Origin of the sequence: Rivularia sp. UHCC 0363, from assembly GCF_034931125.1 — a bacterium.
Lineage (GTDB): Bacteria > Cyanobacteriota > Cyanobacteriia > Cyanobacteriales > Nostocaceae > Rivularia.
The window spans coordinates 83,558-102,320 of the sequence record NZ_JAYGHM010000009.1 but is presented as its reverse complement, the minus strand read 5'-3'; the positions used below and the strand labels follow the sequence as shown (position 1 = coordinate 102,320).

The window sequence follows — 18,763 nt, the reverse complement described above, 5'->3', positions numbered from 1 at the left end:
CTAATTATTTAAAATTGTCCCACAGCCGTATTGGTTGTGGGATTTTTGCAATTAATTGCGAGTTGGTAATTGCGAATTGCGAATTGCGAATTGGTAATTGGATTTCTCCCCATCTCCCAATCTCCCCATCTCTCCGTCCCCTTGTCCCTCCTCTTCCCACAGTCAGTAGTTACAGAAGGGCATATTGGGATACATTTGATTTATGCGATCTTCAAAGATGCTATTAAATGGAGACCAAAATGAGCGCAGGTGTAATCAATATTAATGATGCAGATTTTGATCAAGAAGTACTGCAAGCCGAGCAACCAGTATTAGTTTACTTTTGGGCTTCTTGGTGCGGTCCTTGTCAGCTAATGTCCCCAGCGGTTAGTGCTGCTGCTGCAAAATATAGCGACAAGCTCAAGGTTGTCAAAATGGAAGTTGACCCTAATCCACTTTCAGTTAAGCAATATCAGGTGGAAGGTGTACCTGCTTTGCGACTCATTCAAGGAGATAAAATATTAGCCTCTAGCGAGGGGGTTGTTAATAAAGAAAAATTGATGAGCTTATTAGATAACCATTTAAGTAGCTAATGGATAGTTGTTATAAGTTAGTAGATAGTGGTTGGTGAATGATAATTTAGAAGATCAACAAGCGAAAAACTAGCAACTAATAACTAACAAACAGCTAAGATTAAAAATGCAATTTGCGAAGCGTTTAGAACCACTGCAATCCAATGTTTTTGCAGATATGGATGTAGCCAAGGCTAAAGCTTTGGCTAATGGTCGTCAGTTAATTGACTTGTCTTTAGGGTCTTCCGATTTACCAGCATCGAGTCATGTCATCGAAGCGATCGCCAAGTCTTTGGATGACAAAAGCACTCACGGTTACTTGTTGTTTCATGGAACCCAAGGGTTTAGGAGAGCAGCCGCAGAGTGGTATGAGCAGCGATTTGAAATTTCGGTAGACCCTGAAACTGAAGTGCTACCCCTAATTGGTTCTCAAGAAGGGACAGCACATTTACCTTTAGCTGTTTTAAATCCTGGGGATTTTGCTTTATTACTTGACCCAGGCTATCCTTCCCACGCTGGGGGAGTTTACTTAGCCTCTGGTCAAATTTATGCTATGCCTTTAAGGGAAGAAAACAATTTTTTGCCTGTATTTGAGGAAATTCCTGCACCAGTATTAGCGCAGTCGCGGATGATGGTATTAAGTTATCCTCACAATCCTACTGCTGCTACTGCACCGCTATCTTTTTTTGAACAAGCTGTATCTTTTTGTCAGCAGCACGATATTGTTCTGGTTCATGATTTCCCCTATGTAGATTTAGTTTTTACACGAGAAGCACAAGCAAGCACTAATCTCAAGTCAGTTGTTCCTTCAATTTTGCAGGCTGACTTAGAAAAAAGCGTATCAATTGAGTTTTTTACTTTGTCTAAGTCCTATAACATGGGCGGTTTTCGCATCGGTTTTGCCATTGGGAACCGCCATTTGATTGGGGCTTTACGTCGGGTGAAAGCAGTAGTTGACTTTAATCAGTACCGGGGAATTTTAAATGGTGCGATCGCCGCTTTAAATGGCCCGCAATCAGGAGTTCAATCGGCTGTAGATAGTTTCCGAAAACGCCGCGATGTTTTTGTTGACGGTCTGCACCGCATCGGATGGCAGGTACCTGTGCCAAAAGCAACAATGTATGTTTGGGCAAAGTTACCAGAACCTTGGAATAAAGATTCTATACAGTTTTGCCGTTCTTTAGTTGAAAATACGGGCGTTGCAGCTTCCCCTGGAGCCGGTTTTGGTAAGTCTGGGGAAGGTTATGTGCGCTTTGCGTTGGTGCATGAAACACCTGTATTAGAGACCGCTGTGGATCGGATATCCCAATTCTTGCAGTCGGTTTATTAAATCTTTATTTAAGATTGAGACAAAATTAATTAACTTGTATCGGCAATTACAGTAGTACCGCGTTAAACTGAGCGTGGTATTACTCGGAACTGTGCATCATTTATTTGAATATTTTGAGGTAATATACTTATTTTTATCGGATTAAATATCCTTCAAAAGTAATGTAATTGCTCTCAAGATTAAGGGGGTATCAATTACTTGTTTTTTAGTTTTTAAGGAACGATTGTATCCATGACAACAACTATAAAAAAAGTTCGTAATTACGCATTACTTGGTACGATAATTAGCGTCAGCGCTACAGCCCCAGCACAAGCAAGTTCACTTGAAAAAGATTTAATAAGAACTCTATATAACCAAGCGTTAGCAGATAGTAAAGATACTTTCTCTCAGATACAGGTGGAGAACAATCTGGAAAATTGTATATCTTCTCCCGAATTAGATTTATGCAATCAATTTAAAAGCGATGATCGTAAAAATACCTTAAATAATCTATTGTTTCAAAAAGCCCAAAACAGCATAAAATTAATTCATGCTGCTGAAAGTGTGAAAGTGAAAACTCCGGCAAACGGAATTAAGCACATAATATATCAAACTGAATTTACTCCATCGGAGAACGAACAGCAATCAAATTTAAATCCTTATACTACTGTTTGGCAATCTGGTATTTCTCAAAGAAAGAAAGTCCCCGAACCTTCTGCAATGTTGGGATTGATCGCATTCTGTGTATTTGCTGCAAAGCACCGCTCGGCAAAAAACAGCTATAAATAATAAGTAGCGTATTTTCGACTTTATTACTCGAATTATGATTAACAATTTGACTAACTTTTAATCATAATTCATACTCCTGTTATCTGCTCAAGACATTAATTAAGTATTGACTATAAAGTTTTGATCGCAATTTTATATTTCTAAAGCTATGTACCAATTTTGATTTACTAGTCTATTTCAGTAAAGCAAAGGTAAGCTTTGATACAGGTTTTCGCAAATACTATCAATTAAATTTGTAACTATCTAAAAATGCTTAAATATTGTTAACTAAACCGTAATAGGGAATAGGGAAGAGTAATAAAAAGCAATATCTATCAGTAATATCGAGTTAAAAATCCAATTGCCTTTATATGGTAAGCATGGAAAGCTTTTGGTCACATATTTAGCATACTGTGTACTGAAGAACCATGTTAACTCACGTATTCTTAAAAAAATATTAATTAATATCATAAAAATTTCGCTTAAAGTTAAAGATTAGTTTAACTTTGTCTTAAGTTTGTGTTTTAAGCTATTATGGATAAGTATAAATGATAATGAGGCTAAAGAAAGCTGATAGATAATTCTTGACTAATTCAATTTTTCATGAGTCTATATCTTTATTTTTAAAAAGTCCGATTAGAAATGATATATTTTATTCTTTTACGAATCATTGACTTGTAACCTAAGTTCATAGGTGAAAATGGCAGTGCAGCTAATCAGAGTAGAGCAGCAATTAAAGTTACATCCAATAAAAAGAGTTTTGTTAGTTGAAGATAATGATGCTAATCGGATGTTACTGAGGGATTGTTTAAATTTTTGTGGATACGAAGTTAAAAGCTTAACTAATGGCTCAAATTTTTTCTCTACAGTAGATACTTTTCAACCGGATTTGATTTTATTAGATTTGAAATTGCCAGATATTGACGGTTACTTGCTGCTAGAAAAAATGCAGCAAACACAAGCTGCTAAAATTCCTGTAATTGTAGTTTCAGGTTTAGCTTTTAAATCGGATTATAAACGAGCGATAGATTTAGGTGTTCGTCACTATTTTGTTAAACCTGTAATTCTCACCGAACTTACCCAAGCTATTAAAAAAGAATTATTCTGTCATCAAACATAATCCTTATTCAGACTTTTGATTAATTAGATATTCTTCTACACTTTGGCTCAAATTTTGTACAGACGAACCAATTATAGAAATTTTACGTTGAGCTTGTGCTAAAAGTAAAATGGCAGATTGGAGTTCATTGAGTGTTTCATTCATAGCTTCACGATACTGAGATTCAAAGTCTTGCGAATTCATGTCTTTCTCCTAAAATATTTCTTTGAACGAATTGTAACTAACACGCAAACAAGCCCAAGCAATCTCAAACTATACATGAGTTGGTCGTAAATGCGTAAGCTCTATTTATACCAATGATAATCATTGAGCAAAGTCAATAAATCCGTTAATTTCCTTAATATTGAGGGATTTTGATCAGATCGGGAATTTTGCTTATCTAACTTGAGCGAGTATAACGAATTGATTACGATCGCTCGCTCGAATATTGAGATTTGACGAAGAGAAGGGGTAAGTTGAGCTATTTTGACTAAAAATAAAATCTACTAAAATCTACATCTCCTACTTAATCGTAAGTTTAAAAGAATCTCATCCGGTACTTAAAGACTTTATAGTTAATTGAGAAGAAATCGAACAACAAGAAAAAACCAAATCCGCGTCAAACGACCAGCGATTTTATCTAAAATAGTAGAGAGTCGGTTAGTAAAATTTTATTTGCTTGATTTGTGACAAAATCTACTCAAATACCGCTGCTTAAGAATCCAGAACTTCTGGAAAATCGTTTGAAGGAGATTCCCCCAGAACCGGGGGTTTATTTGATGCGGGATGGAACCGACCGGATCGTATATATCGGGAAATCGCTAAAATTGCGATCGCGAGTTCGTTCTTATTTCCGGGAGTCGCAAAAACTAAGCGATCGCATTGCGATGATGGTGAGATTGGTGACGGATATTGAGTTTATTGTCACCGATACTGAAACAGAAGCGTTAGCCTTAGAAGCAAACTTGATTAAGCAGCATCAGCCATATTTCAACGTGCTGCTCAAGGATGATAAAAAGTATCCCTACGTTTGTATCACTTGGTCTGAGGAATATCCACGGATTTTTATTACTCGTAAACGCAGACTCGGTAAGGAAAAGGATAAGTATTACGGTCCTTATACCGATTCTCGCTTGTTGCGGGGAATATTGCATTTGTGTAAACGAATATTTCCTTTACGACAGCGACCGCAACCGCTATTTAAGGACAGACCTTGTTTAAATTACGATTTGGGAAGGTGTCCTGGTGTCTGTCAACAATTGGTTACACCTGTTGAATATAGCAAAATCGTCCAAAAAGTAGCGATGGTTTTTCAAGGTCGGACTTCTGAATTAATTGATACTCTTACCCAACAGATGCATCAAGCGTCTGAAGATTTAAACTTTGAAACAGCGGCGCGGATGCGCGACCAAATCGCCGGGTTGAAGTCCTTGAATGCCGATCAAAAAGTATCCTTACCAGATGATACTGTTTCTCGCGATGCCATAGCTTTAGCCGCAGACGAAAAACACGCTTGTATTCAATTATTTCAGATTCGCGCCGGACAATTAGTCGGAAGATTAGCATTTATCGCTGACGCACAAGCAGAAGCTGGAGCTATTTTACAGCGAGTATTAGAAGAACACTATCAAACTGCCGACTCAGTAGAAATACCAACAGAAATTATAGTCCAGCACGATTTACCCGATGCGGAAATTTTGGCGGAAGTGTTGACGCAGCGTAAAGGGAAAAAGGTATCTATAATAACTCCCCAGCGTCAAATTAAGGCAGAACTAATTGAAATGGTAGAGCGAAACGCCAACTATGAATTGCAAAGAGTGCAAAAACTAGGCGATCGCGATCGAGCAGCGCTGCAAGATTTAGCAGCCATCATCGATTTACCGGATTTACCACACCGCATCGAAGGTTACGATATTTCTCATATTCAAGGTTCCAATGCGGTAGCTTCCCAGGTAGTATTTATCGATGGTTTACCAGCAAAACAGCACTATCGCCGTTATAAAATTAGAAATCCCGACATTACAATCGGTCATTCTGATGACTTTGCTTCCTTGGCTGAAGTTATCGGACGACGCTTTCGTAAATACATCGAAGACCCAAAATTGCAGCGAGTCGGTAATCCAGATTTTCCCGATTTAGTCATGATAGACGGTGGAAAAGGACAACTATCTGCCGTCGTAGCAGTTTTACAAGAAATGAACTTATTAGAAGACCTGCGAGTTGTCAGTCTTGCGAAACGACGAGAAGAAATATTCCTACCCGGAGAATCCATACCTTTAGAAACAGAAGCCGAACAGCCCGGAGTCCAGTTACTGCGACGTTTACGCGACGAAGCACACCGTTTTGCCGTCAGCTTCCACCGTCAACAGCGAACTGCAAAACTACGGCGATCGCGCTTAGATGAAATTCCCGGTTTGGGACACAATCGGCAACAGCAGCTACTAGCTCATTTTCGTTCCATCGATTACATCCGCTTAGCAACACCCGCTCAAATCGCGGAAGTTTCCGGAATTGGGCCACGTTTAGCACAAGAAATTTACGATTATTTTCACCCTAATAGTGAAATGCATTCTAATACTTCACCAATTTGACATATTTGATGGGTGAGTGCAGGCAGGGGGAGAAGAGAATTTTAATAGTTCTGATGCGTTTTTATCCCAGTCCGTCCGGGAATGCAATTCCCGGACTAATAGCATAAGTCCTCTTCAGAGGACTAAAATTTTACCCTTCATAACTAATGCAATAGACCACTACTACTCCGCCACATTAATTTTGAGGGGTAAGAAATTCGTAGTGGGAGCATCTTGCTCCCTGATGGTAACGAGCGAGCTAAAAGCAACCAGCGAGCGGGACGCTTGCGCTTCGCGCACACTTCGTGAACGCACTACCATAACTTCTCAAAACTTATGTGGTCGGGTACTACTACTCCGCCACATTAATTTTGAGGGGTAAGAAATTCGTAGTGGGAGCGTCTTGGTCGCTCGTTACAATTAGCTAGCGAGCTAAAAGCAACCAGCGAGCGGGACGCTTGCGCTTCGCGCACACTTCGTGAACGCACTACCATAACTCCTCATAACTTATGTGGTCGGGTACTACTACTCCGCCACATTAATTTTGATGGATAAAATTTTCGTAGTGGGAGCGTCTTGGTCGCTCGTTACAATTAGCTAGCGAGTAAAAGCAACCAGCGAGCGGGACGCTCGCACTACCATGACCCCTCATAACTAATGTGGTGGAGTACTACTTAATTTTGACGGTTTGTATTTCAGTCCTATTTATAGGACTTTCGCTATTAGACGGGGTTTTCAACCACCGACGGGTTGTGATGAAAACCAGTCAGATTTAATGCAATAGACCACTAGTACTTCCCAATTAGCTCAAAGTAGTACTAAAGTTTCACTATAGTTAATTAAATAAAAAATTTCCCTCGATCGCTATAGGTAAGTGATGAATATTTGGGAAAAAACAATAGAATTAACAGAGTTAGTCTTCCCGTCTAATAGTCGAAACCTATATATCTCATGGATTTTGTTAATCTCGCATCCCAGTTAAATGCTGGAACGATAGCACCGGAGGGGATTGTAATCGTCACCTTCTTAGGGGTTTTGATAGTAGATTTGATTTTGGGACGTTCTTCCGCGCGCTGGATTGGATATCTAGCGGTAGCAGGTTTACTTGCTTCAGTGGTGGCTTTGTATTTTCAATGGGACAATACTAATCCCATCTCATTCCTTGGTGCCTTTAACGGCGATGACCTTAGTATTGTATTTCGCGGTATTATTGCTCTGTCTGCCGTCGTTACTATTTTGATGTCAATTCGCTACGTCGAACAAAGTGGTACGGCATTAGCAGAGTTTATCGCTATTTTGCTTACAGCTACTTTGGGAGCGATGTTTCTATCAGGAGCTAACGAGTTGGTGATGATTTTCATCTCCTTGGAAACCCTGAGTATCTCCTCATATTTATTGACAGGTTATACTAAGCGCGACCCACGCTCTAATGAAGCATCACTAAAATATTTATTGATTGGTGCTTCGAGTACGGCTGTATTTTTGTATGGTGTTTCTTTACTATACGGTTTATCCGGGGGACAAACTGAGCTAAGTGCGATCGCCAATGGTATTGCAGCGGCAAACCTGGGTCAGTCCTTGGGTATAGTAATTGCCTTAGTATTTGTAATTGCTGGTATCGGCTTTAAAATTTCTGCGGCTCCTTTTCACCAGTGGACACCGGATGTATATGAAGGCGCACCGACTCCGGTTATTGCTTTTTTATCTGTAGGTTCCAAAGCTGCGGGTTTTGCTTTAGCTATCCGCTTGTTAACAACAGTTTTCCCCCTCGTCGCTGATGAGTGGAGATTTGTGTTTACTGCTTTAGCGGTATTGAGCCTGATATTGGGTAATGTGGTCGCTCTTGCTCAAACCAGCATGAAGCGGATGCTAGCTTATTCATCGATTGCTCAAGCTGGCTTTGTGATGATTGGCTTGATTGCCGGTACAGAAGCAGGATACTCCAGCATGATATTTTACTTGCTAGTTTACCTGTTTATGAACCTCTGTGGTTTTAGCTGCGTGATTTTGTTCTCCCTGCGGACCGGAACCGATCAAATTACCGAGTACTCCGGTTTATATCAGAAAGACCCGCTGTTGACTTTAGGATTAAGTCTTTCTTTGCTTTCCTTGGGGGGTATTCCTCCTTTGGCTGGGTTCTTTGGTAAAATTTACTTGTTCTGGGCTGGTTGGCAAGCAGGACTTTATGGATTAGTTTTGCTGGGGTTAGTTACCAGTGTGGTTTCTATCTACTATTACATTCGCGTCGTCAAGATGATGGTAGTAAAAGAACCTCAAGAAATGTCCGATGCAGTCAAGAATTATCCCCCAATCAATTGGCATTTACCTGGGTTAAGACCTTTGCAAATCGGTTTGATAGCAACTTTAATTGCCACTTCCATAGCTGGAATTTTATCAAATCCTTTGTTTACCTTGGCGAATAATTCTGTAGCTAACACTCCTATGTTGCAGCGATCGATGCAAGAAAACGCTCAAGTCAGTGTAGTTCCAAGTCAGCAACCTTAATCGGTATTTACGAGAAGGAGTTTGAAAATGATTTTTCGTAAATGATGGCTGAGTGTGGCGATCGGATTTATTTCTCGTTCATATTAAATGGCTGTTCCACTCGCGGACAGCCTTTTTTTTTGCCGTGAGTTGAATAATAGATTAAGCATATCAATTTTATTTTATATGAATCTTAACTCACTGAAATCGGATTTCTGCCAACAGTATTCGTAAACATTTTTACATATCATAATCCGTCAATAATAATGCATCTATTAAAAGATATATATCAATCAAAATATTTTCTATCTCAAGGCTGATATTATATTTTGGTAAAAATGTCATCCATCAACTGGGCTATTATTAACAGCATATTATTAGCTTAATAACTTGACGTAAAAAAATGATACACAAATATTTAAGGTGTTATTTTAGCTTGATTTCATAAGCATTAAAGATGTTTGACAGCCTTTTAAGCCTTTAAAATTAGAATTCAAGCAAAACTTCAGTTAAAAAATAAGTCATGTTTTGTTGACTTAACAGTAATAATATTTAGTGTGTATGTAGTAAATAGTCTGAATTGTTTTTACTGTAATTAGCTATTCTTATTGATTAATTTATACAAGTAACTTTTATGGATTAGGTAAGTTAACGATTTTATAGTATTTTGCAAAATCTTTTGATTCTCTAGTTAGTAGCAAAGCATACAGTATTAGGTGTAAATCTAGTTAGATAATTTACTAATTAGTAAGTGTAATTTATTGATTAAAAATTAATTAATACTTTGTAAACTTGAAAATTAAATGTGACTGATAATTAAATATATTTACGGTTTTGAATACCCAGAAAATATTTAAAGATACTTAAGAAGGTTAATTTACTAAGAGCTAATCCAACAGTAAAACAGTAGTTAAAACTGTAAAACGTTGCTGCGTTGTTTTAGTTTTTGGTAATTAAATAGTTCAAATTAAGGAGTATTAGAAATGAAAGAAATTCTTGCACATATTGAGATGAAGAAGCAGGAGTTTGCGAAGTTGCCATTATTTGAGTATATGCGAGATACAAGTATAGATCCTCGGCAACGTTTGGCTTGGACACCTTGTGCAGCTCCTTTTGCAATGGGATTTGCAGAATTGAATAAAAATGTATTTCGAGATAATAAAACGAACGATCCAGTACAGAAAATTATAAATCAGCATACTCGTGAAGATGACCATCATTGGTTATGGTTCTTAGAAGATATTAAGAAATTAGAAATGAATAGATCTTTAGAGTTTAACGATGCTTTAAGATTCTTATGGAGTGAAGAAACAAGAATTCCACGTTGGGTTATATATGAACTTTACAGATATACTTTTGAAGCTTCTACTATCCAAAAGCTAGTAGTGATTGAAGTTATAGAAGCAACAGGTCATGTTTTAAGTTCAATAGCAGTATCAGTAAGTCAAGAATTAAAAAAAACAAACAACAAAAATCTATTATATTTTGGAGACGTTCACTTATCTGTAGAAAATGGTCACGTTATCGGTTTATCCGAGATAAATCAATTTATGGAAGAAATTGAATTTACACAAGAAAATATCAACTACTATTTGGGATTAGCAGAAAATATATTTGATCTGTTTACTGAATTAACTAATTCACTTCTTTTATATGCACAAACACATAAAATAGATAAATTTGCTAAATCTGCTTAGAAAGTTTTAGTAGGGTCACTAAAATGTTCTTAATACGGTGTTGTGAGATTAAGTACAAAGTTCTCTTTGGCTTGCTGGTTAGGTGTAATCAAAAAATTAGGAAACAAAATTCATGAAAGTAATTGCTGAATTAGAATACTTAATTATTGGTGCAGGACCGGCTGGATTACAGCTTGGTTATTATCTGGGAAAAGCTAATCGCAATTATCTTATTCTTGAAGCTGGTAGTCAAGCAGGAAATTATTTCAACAAATTTCCCAGACATAAGAAATTAATTTCAATTAACAAAGTGTATACGGGGTATGAAGACTCTGAAATAAACCTTCGTTGGGATTGGAATTCTCTATTAAGTGATAGTGAAGAAATGCTGTTTAAGAATTACAGCAGAGATTATTTTCCGCATACCGATGATTTGATTAGATATCTAAATGACTTTGCTAGTCACTTTAACCTCAATATTAAATATAATTGCCAAGTTGTTAAAGTCGCCAAAAATGATAAATTTATGGTGATAGACAGTAACGGTAATGTTTATCTAGCTAATAGTTTAATTATAGCTACTGGTTCTAGTAAACCATATGTTCCAGACATTCCTGGAATAGAGTTAGCTGAAAACTATACAGATGTATCTGTCAATCCAGAAGACTTTGCCAATCAACGGGTATTAATTATTGGTAAAGGAAACTCAGGTTTTGAAACTGCCGATAATTTAGTTGCAACAGCTTCACTTATCCATATAGCTAGTCCTACCCCAGTGACAATGGCATGGAAGACTAAATATGTTGGACATTTACGAGCGGTTAATAATAATTTTCTTGATACTTATCAACTGAAATCACAGAATGTAATTATAAATGCAAATGTAGAAAGAATTAAGTCAATTGATGGTAAATATATTGTAAATTTTTCCTACAGATATGCAAATGAAGAGGTAGAAGATTTAGTTTATGACCGTGTAATCGTATGTACTGGATTCCGCTTTGATGATTCTATTTTTGACGAATCATGTAAACCTAATTTGGTTATTAATGACCGCTTCCCTCAGCAAACGAGTGAATGGGAATCAGCCAATATCAAAGACTTATATTTTGTTGGAATATTGACTCATATGCGGGATTATAAGAAAAAACAGTCTGGGTTTATTCATGGATTCCGTTACAATATTCGAGCGCTGCATCATATATTAGAACGTAAATACCATAATCAACAATTGCCCTGCCAAATCATTGACTTGATCCCTGAAAAATTAGTTCAGACTATTATTCAAAGAGTAAATCAAAGCTCAGCTTTATGGCAGCAAACAGGCTATTTATGCGACCTTATTGTGATTTCTCAAAATGATAAAAAGGCACAATATTACAAAGATATCCCTACTGACTATGTACATAACAGTGATTTAGGTCTACAAGAAAATTATTATACTATAACGTTAGAATTTGGACTTGATGTCATATTTGCCAGTCCAGATCCATTTGCTGTTGAGCGGATTCACAAAGATGATGTAGAAAGAGCCAGTTTAAGTCCTAATTTACATCCCATAATTCGTTGTTTCCGTAGTAACAAATTGGTAGCAGAACATCATGTTATTGAAGATATAAACAGTGAATGGTTAGAAGATGTACATACTAAACCATTGCTAAAATTCTTGTCCCATCAGCTATCAGCGCAAACTATTCGATTGCAAGTAGCATAATAAAGTACTAAAGGAAATTAGAAGTTAGTTTACAAGAGCTTTGGAGAATAATTTTTCTCTTAGTTAAATATCTAGTTCAACTATCCATCTTTGAGGTCTAATTAAGTCATGGACAAAGTAATTTTGGAAGAGAAGTTAAACATAGATACTTCTTCTGCTTGGGAATCCTATTGGAATAGAACTTCTGAGTTATCTAATCCTATTTTTTGGGATTGCAAACCTGAATTAGCAGCAGATCGGGATTTACCTCGTTTCAAAAATAAGATGGATTCTCAATTCCCTTTAATTGACTTTGCTTGTGGAAACGGTACGCAAACTCGTTTTCTTGCAAATTATTTTACAAAAGTAATTGGAATCGATGTTTCTGAAAGTGCTGTGAAAATGGCTAAAGCAAAGCATAATGCCCCAAATATAGAATACCGCGTACTCGATGCTTTGAAACCCGAACAAGCAGAAGCACTTCATTCTGAAATTGGTGATGTCAATATTTATATGAGAACAGGTTTTCATCATATCCCGGTAGATAAGCGTTCTGAATTTGCTAAATCTCTGCAAATACTATTAGGCAATAAGGGTATTATTTATCTCATCGAGTTGGGTGCGAATGCAATAAATTACTGGAATTCTGTAAGAGAAAAGTATGGAAAGCTCCCTGAAGAAATGAACATTGTACTTGAACATGGGATAAGACCCGGAACTGTTGCACTAGAAGACATAGTAAATTTATTTCGCGACTTTGAAGTATTAGAATCTGGAGAAGATTATCTTCATATTGCTTTTCCACTTCCAGATGGAAATTATCCCAAGGTTCCAACATTTTACGCTGCGATGAAACATAAATAAATTTGTTGTTGAATCAATTTATCAATATAAAGACGCAGTATTCCTGCGTCTTTTTTATCTTATTTCATCGGTATATCAATCAAAAATTCAGTTCCCTCTCCCACTGTAGAATTACAAATCAATTGACCCTTGTGTTTATCTACAATAATTTGATAGCTAATTGATAAACCTAATCCGGTACCACTTCCTACAGGCTTAGTAGTAAAAAACGGGTCAAATATTTTCTGCTGAACTTTTTGTTCAATTCCAGAACCGTTATCTGAAATTTTAATTCTTGCCGTATTTGAGTTTACTATTTCTGTAACAATACGAATTGCCAAATTTTCATTTGTTTTACGCTTTGTTTGTGAATCTTCCAGTGCATCGATTGCATTACTGAGGATATTCATAAACACCTGATTGAGTTGACTTGCATAACAATTAATTTGAGGTAGTTGTCCATATTCTTTAATGACTTGAATTTCAGGACGATTATCTTTTGCTTTAAATCGGTGTTGTAAAATCATTAAAGTGTTTTCTATTCCTTCATGAATATCTACACATTTCATTTCTGCTTCATCTAAGCGAGAGAAGTTACGTAAGCCTAAAATAATTTGACGAATACGTGAAGTTCCTATTTCTACTGATTTTAGGAGTTTGGGTAAGTCTTCGAGGATAAAATCCAAATCAATTTCTGAAGCTTTTTTGGCAACAATAGAGTCAGAACTAGTATTTTCTTGCTGATAAATAGTAATCAAATCCAGCAAGTCTTGAACGTACTGACTAGCATGATTAATATTGCCATGAATAAAATTCACTGGATTATTAATTTCATGGGCAATTCCTGCTACCATTTGTCCTAAACTAGACATTTTCTCAGTTTGAATTAATTGAGATTGCGTACTTTGTAAGTCTTGTAAAGCTTTTTTTAACCTTTGACTTTTATCATCAATTTCTTGAATTCTCTCGGCAACTTTTTCTTCTAAGGTTTGATTGTAATTCTCTAATTCTTCTTTAGCTTCAGTCAAGTTATTGTAAAGAATCGCATTTTTAAGTGAAATTGCAGCTTGATTCGCAATTAAATTTAGAAGCTTGATGCGATTTTTAGTAAAGACTCCTGCCGTTAACTTATTTTCAAGGTAAAGAATTCCGAACAATTTGGATTGATTAATAATCGGAATACACAATATACTTTTAGGTTTTTCACGAATAATATAGCTGTCAGTAAGTAAAAAGTTTTGAGTATTAGCATCATCTACTAATATGCTTTCCTTAGTACGTTTGATGTAATTTATTAAACGTACTGGAACATTGTTACTGGATTCTAAGGGTATAGATGGTAATTCCGTGGAAATAGAAGAGGTGTTAGAATTGCAGCTAATTGCAGTTAGTTCTAAATTTGTGTTTTTACTTAAAATCAAGGCACATTTAGAAGCTCCTGCATTCTCCATGATTACTTCCATTAATGTAGAAAGTAACTCATCTAGTTTTATTTGTTCGGAAAGTGCTTGAGAAGCTTTAATCACTGATTCAAAATCTAAATATGCTGAAATAGTCGTATTAGAGCAAGAGATGCTTTTGTTATGACTAATTTCAGGTAGAGGTGCAGCTTCGCTGAGGGGATTGTGCTTCTCGGAACGAGAATCGGTTTTGTCGTTTAAAGGAATATGAGTAAGTAATTGAGGATAGCGTTGTTGTAAATCCTTTACTTTAGCTTTTGCACCCCAGCGAATGTAACCATAGTAAGCGTCATCAAGATAAGCTTTGGCTATTTTTTGCTTACCCCATTTTAGATAGAATTTAGCAGCAAGTTCGTTAGCTAATGCTTCTTCATGGATATATTCGTTTTCTTTAGCTCCAGAAATAGCTAAATCAAATAATTCCATTGCTTCTATTTTTTTATCTAAAACACTATTTTTTTCTGCTTCTACTAAATGAAATTTATGTAGAAAATTCATGGGAGCATGATTTGCCCAGTGTTGCATTTTTTCTTGGTTAGCTGTTACTTGTTTCAGAAATTCTTGTTGTTCTGATTCGGTAATTTCAGGGTATAATGCTAGGCGCGTCAAGGAATCGTATAAGTAGAATTGAGGAGTTACTTGCATTCCTACTCCTGCATATAAATATTTTTTTGCTTCAGCAGAATTTTCTAGTGCTTTCGTATAAGCACCCGTCAAATAGCACAAATGAAATTTACATAAATACAGGTGTATAAGTGCTATTCCATCATTTGCTTTAAGATGTATTGGCAGCATTTCTTTTTCATTATATGCTTCGCCAACTAAATCGCATATGTTATTAGTATAACCCTGTAGATTTAAAATATTTTGTCTGTAAATTTCATTCCAGTTGAAGATTCTATTTTGTTTTATTTTATAGATAGCATTACTAAAATCATTTGTTTTTTCCGTAAGAGAGTTTAATTCTGTCCCCGTAAAATATGCATGGTAGCAATAAGCATTCAAAGCATAAGCCGCGAATTCTAAAGCTCCTACCTCTATTCCATTAAAGTAAATTTCTTGCAGAGGTTGAAATGTATTTCTAATATGGAACTTCCAAGGTTTTATATGTTGAGATAATGTTCCCAAAACCTTAACAGATACTTCTTTTCCCTGAAACTTATTTACTAAGCTTTCAGCTAGATTCCCAAATTTATAGCCAGCTTCAATATCTCCTACTATTCCACATAAAATTAATCCGTAGATAATGTATGCTAAAGCTGAAAGGGGAGCATTTCCATACTTAAGCGATAAGTTTATTTGTTTAATACAAAATAATGGCATAAGTTTAGGAGCAACCTGATAAGCAAGCGTAATCGCACTCGAAAGAATACGCATCGCTGCTAGCGGTTCGGCTTCTGTCATTTCTGGTAAATCGGCTAATTCTTCTATCTCCCTTCCTGCAAAATTTGATGCCATTTGTCCCATAGTTTGCTCAACATCAGATTGATTGGGATTTTCGGGAAATTCGATTCCTAACTGTTTAAGTACTTTTAACGCTGTATTAACTGCTTCTATTGCTTTACCTTGCGCTCCATAAGCTTGAATTCTAATTTCATAAACTTTGACTTTTTCTAATAGTGTTTTAGCTTGTGTCAGCACTACTTCTACAAACTCTTCCGAAGCCTGAAAATCACCCGTTAGATATGTAATTTCTGCTAATGCTTCATGTAAACCCAAACTTAACTCGTATTCTGTCTCCCAACAGTCTGAAATTAGTAGTTCTCTTCCAGTAGTTAAATACTTTAATGCTTGTTGATAAGCTGTTGCTGATATAGCACTTCGTCCAGCTATCAAGTTCATTTTTGCTAACTCGTTGCGCTCTTGCTGAGCGTCGATTAATTCCAATGCTTTATTGAACTGATTGACAATTCCAAAAATATCTTTTTCCCATAATTCAGCAGAAGTTTTATCTAACAGCAGTTTTCCTAGATCCAAATGAATTTGTTGTTTTTCTGATTCGGGAATCAAAGAATAAGCGGCTTGCTGAACCCGGTCATGGATAAATTTGAAGTGACTTGCTTGACAATGACCTAACGATATTTGGTTATCGCGATCGCTATCTATAATCAATGCTGTTGTTGCGTCATCTTGATTTGATAAATCAATTTCATCAATCGGTAAAACTAATCCTTCTAGTACAGAATCCCACAACTCTGTTATCGTATCGTTAGGATGGGTTTCATTCATTGTAGAAAGAGTTTTTAGGTCAAATTTATTGCCAATGCAGGCAGCAAATTTCAATAATTTCTGATTGTATGTTGGTAGTCTTTTGATCTGAAGTGCTAGAAATTCAACAACATCATCTGTAAGAGCTAATTTTCTGACATCGGCAACATCACATTCCCAAACACCAATTTTATGGTTGAATTTAATTGCTCGATTTTTATATAAGGTCTTGAGGAATTGGTGAATAAAAAACGGATTTCCTTTGGTTTTAGCAAATACTGCTTGAGTTAATGAAATAACACTATCTATTTCACATTTAAGAGTTTCTGCAAGTAAAATACCCAACTCGTTTTGATTTAATGGTTCTAGATTTATAGAACTAACTCTTACTTTATTTTTCTTTATTTCTCCGATTGTAAAATAAAGTGGATGCGTCATCGAAACTTCGTTGTCTCTATAAGACCCAATCAATAGCAGAGCATCATCATTTTCATTTATATTAGCGGGTTTAAAATTAGGTATTTGAATACCCAATTTATTCTGCTTAATTGGTAAATTTTTGATCGTACTGTTACCGCTCATTAATAGCTGGATCAAACTTAAAGAAGCCGCATCAGCCCATTGCAAATCATCTAAAAATATCACTAAAGGATGTTTTCTAATTGCAAAAATATTTATGAATTTCTGAAATAAGAAATTTAACCTATTTTGAGCCGCAACTCCAGATAATTCTGCTGGTTTTGGCTGCTGTCCAATTATCACTTCTAATGCGGGAATTAAATTAACTATTACTTGGGCTTGGTCGCCTAAATTAGAGATAATATTAGTTTTCCATTGTTCAATTTGAGTATCATTTTCACTGAGTAAATGCTGAATTAAACTACTTAAAGCTTCTACCCATCCTGAAAAGGGAATATCTCGCTGTAATTGGTTAAATTTTCCTTGAATAAAGTAACCTTTTTCTCTAAGAACAGGTATGTAGATTTCATTTACCACAGCGGTTTTACCCATTCCGGAATAACCTTTAACCAAAAATAACTCTACACCTTTAGTTACTTCTGATTTTTCCAGATGATGTTGGGGAGGATTGATGACTCTATCGAATGCAGCAAGCAATTCTTTAACTTCTGTTTCTCTACCGTAAAGTTTTTCAGGTATGATAAAATGGTCGGAAATATCTTTTGTTGCTAACTCAAATTCTATTTTCTTATTGTTTTGTAAATCTTTCAGGCATAATTCTAAATCGTGTTTTAATCCAAAGGCGCTTTGATAACGTTCTTCGGCATTTTTTGCCATCAATTTACAAATAATATTAGATATGATCTCAGGATTATAGTTAATAATTTTGTCAACTGGTGGCTGTTTAGAAATATGGGAGTAAATCAACTCTAACGGATTGTCATTACTAAAAGGTAACTCTCCGGTTAGTAATTCAAAGTAAGTCACACCCAAAGAATAATAATCGCTACGATAGTCAATACCCCGGTTCATTCTTCCGGTTTGTTCGGGAGAGATATAGGCTAGCGTTCCTTCTAAAACATCAGGATTGGTAATAAATTGAACTTCTCTAGGTAAAATGGAAGCGATACTAAAATCAGTGATTTTTACTTCTTTGGTAATCGGATTAATGAGAATATTATCTGGTTTAATATCTTTGTGAATTATCTGGTAGTGATGTAATTGATCGAGAGCCGACGCTATTTTAATGGCAATATCGAGAAAGTAATTCAGGAAGTCAGGTTTTTTACGTATTTTCTCAGAATCCCAACTAGCCATTTCATCCCTAAGCGAAATTCCCCCAAATTCCATTATCAAAGCATAGCTTTTCCCATAGTTTTCTAAACTGTAAGATTTGATAATACCGGGTACATCTAAATTTTGAGTAATAAAATACTGATGCCGAAACTTGATGATTTCCTGGGAAGTTGGATATTCGATTCGCATCAGTTTAATGACGACGGGTTTTTGATCTTTTACTCTAACTCCTCTGTAAACAATAGTTTGGCTGCTTGAATAAATTTGCTCTGTGATGCTGTAACCAGAAATAGTGGGAAGTTTTTGTGATGATAAAAGCATTGTTTTGCCGTTTTTAATCTATTCGC

General features: G+C 36.0%; 11 protein-coding genes. 9 read left to right on the top strand and 2 right to left on the bottom strand.

Annotated elements, in window-relative coordinates; all coding sequences use genetic code 11:
• Nucleotides 1-239: 239 nt before the first annotated feature.
• The 4 genes from VB797_RS07695 (at nt 240) to VB797_RS07680 (ending at nt 3,748) form a co-directional block, all read left to right on the top strand.
• The gene (locus VB797_RS07695) at nt 240-572 is read left to right on the top strand and encodes a thioredoxin family protein (protein WP_323237083.1); all 333 of its coding nucleotides are present in this window, start codon (nt 240-242) and stop codon (nt 570-572) included.
• A gap of 106 nt (nt 573-678) precedes the next feature.
• Nucleotides 679-1,881 carry an LL-diaminopimelate aminotransferase gene (locus tag VB797_RS07690; RefSeq protein ID WP_323237082.1) on the top strand — a complete coding sequence of 401 codons (1,203 nt, stop codon included), beginning with the start codon at nt 679-681 and terminating at the stop codon, nt 1,879-1,881.
• Nucleotides 1,882-2,112: 231 nt separating this feature from the next.
• Nucleotides 2,113-2,649 (top strand): hypothetical protein, encoded by a 537-nt coding sequence (locus tag VB797_RS07685; RefSeq protein ID WP_323237081.1) that lies wholly within the window; start codon nt 2,113-2,115, stop codon nt 2,647-2,649.
• Nucleotides 2,650-3,328: 679 nt separating this feature from the next.
• Complete coding sequence (locus VB797_RS07680; protein ID WP_323237080.1) at nt 3,329-3,748, top strand: response regulator; 420 nt, start codon at nt 3,329-3,331, stop codon at nt 3,746-3,748.
• Nucleotides 3,749-3,751: 3 nt separating this feature from the next.
• Here the strand turns inward: VB797_RS07680 and VB797_RS07675 are convergent, their stop codons facing one another.
• Nucleotides 3,752-3,931 carry a hypothetical protein gene (locus tag VB797_RS07675; protein ID WP_323237079.1) on the bottom strand — a complete coding sequence of 60 codons (180 nt, stop codon included), beginning with the start codon at nt 3,929-3,931 and terminating at the stop codon, nt 3,752-3,754.
• 482 nt (nt 3,932-4,413) lie between these two features.
• Between VB797_RS07675 and uvrC the strand changes: the two genes are divergently transcribed.
• From uvrC to VB797_RS07650, 5 genes are all read left to right on the top strand, one after another.
• A complete protein-coding gene (gene uvrC, locus VB797_RS07670) occupies nt 4,414-6,318 on the top strand; it encodes an excinuclease ABC subunit UvrC (RefSeq protein ID WP_323237078.1) in 1,905 nt (634 codons plus the stop codon).
• A 930-nt stretch (nt 6,319-7,248) separates the two neighbouring features.
• Nucleotides 7,249-8,802 carry an NAD(P)H-quinone oxidoreductase subunit N gene (locus tag VB797_RS07665; protein WP_323237077.1) on the top strand — a complete coding sequence of 518 codons (1,554 nt, stop codon included), beginning with the start codon at nt 7,249-7,251 and terminating at the stop codon, nt 8,800-8,802.
• 962 nt (nt 8,803-9,764) lie between these two features.
• A complete protein-coding gene (locus tag VB797_RS07660) occupies nt 9,765-10,478 on the top strand; it encodes a hypothetical protein (protein ID WP_323237076.1) in 714 nt (237 codons plus the stop codon).
• 112 nt (nt 10,479-10,590) lie between these two features.
• On the top strand, nt 10,591-12,171 hold the full coding sequence (locus VB797_RS07655) for an NAD(P)-binding domain-containing protein (protein ID WP_323237075.1): 1,581 nt from the start codon (nt 10,591-10,593) through the stop codon (nt 12,169-12,171).
• A 108-nt stretch (nt 12,172-12,279) separates the two neighbouring features.
• Nucleotides 12,280-13,014, top strand: coding sequence for a class I SAM-dependent methyltransferase (locus VB797_RS07650; RefSeq protein WP_323237074.1), 735 nt, complete (start codon nt 12,280-12,282; stop codon nt 13,012-13,014).
• A gap of 59 nt (nt 13,015-13,073) precedes the next feature.
• Here the strand turns inward: VB797_RS07650 and VB797_RS07645 are convergent, their stop codons facing one another.
• A complete protein-coding gene (locus VB797_RS07645) occupies nt 13,074-18,737 on the bottom strand; it encodes a protein kinase domain-containing protein (protein WP_323237073.1) in 5,664 nt (1,887 codons plus the stop codon).
• Between the last annotated feature and the right edge of the window lie 26 nt (nt 18,738-18,763).

Coding starts and splice junctions, on each gene's coding strand:
- VB797_RS07695 (WP_323237083.1), top strand. CDS start 240: ATGAGCGCAGGTGTAATCAATATTAATGATGCAGATTTTGATCAAGAA.
- VB797_RS07690 (WP_323237082.1), top strand. CDS start 679: ATGCAATTTGCGAAGCGTTTAGAACCACTGCAATCCAATGTTTTTGCA.
- VB797_RS07685 (WP_323237081.1), top strand. CDS start 2,113: ATGACAACAACTATAAAAAAAGTTCGTAATTACGCATTACTTGGTACG.
- VB797_RS07680 (WP_323237080.1), top strand. CDS start 3,329: ATGGCAGTGCAGCTAATCAGAGTAGAGCAGCAATTAAAGTTACATCCA.
- VB797_RS07675 (WP_323237079.1), bottom strand. CDS start 3,931: ATGAATTCGCAAGACTTTGAATCTCAGTATCGTGAAGCTATGAATGAA.
- VB797_RS07665 (WP_323237077.1), top strand. CDS start 7,249: ATGGATTTTGTTAATCTCGCATCCCAGTTAAATGCTGGAACGATAGCA.
- VB797_RS07660 (WP_323237076.1), top strand. CDS start 9,765: ATGAAAGAAATTCTTGCACATATTGAGATGAAGAAGCAGGAGTTTGCG.
- VB797_RS07655 (WP_323237075.1), top strand. CDS start 10,591: ATGAAAGTAATTGCTGAATTAGAATACTTAATTATTGGTGCAGGACCG.
- VB797_RS07650 (WP_323237074.1), top strand. CDS start 12,280: ATGGACAAAGTAATTTTGGAAGAGAAGTTAAACATAGATACTTCTTCT.
- VB797_RS07645 (WP_323237073.1), bottom strand. CDS start 18,737: ATGCTTTTATCATCACAAAAACTTCCCACTATTTCTGGTTACAGCATC.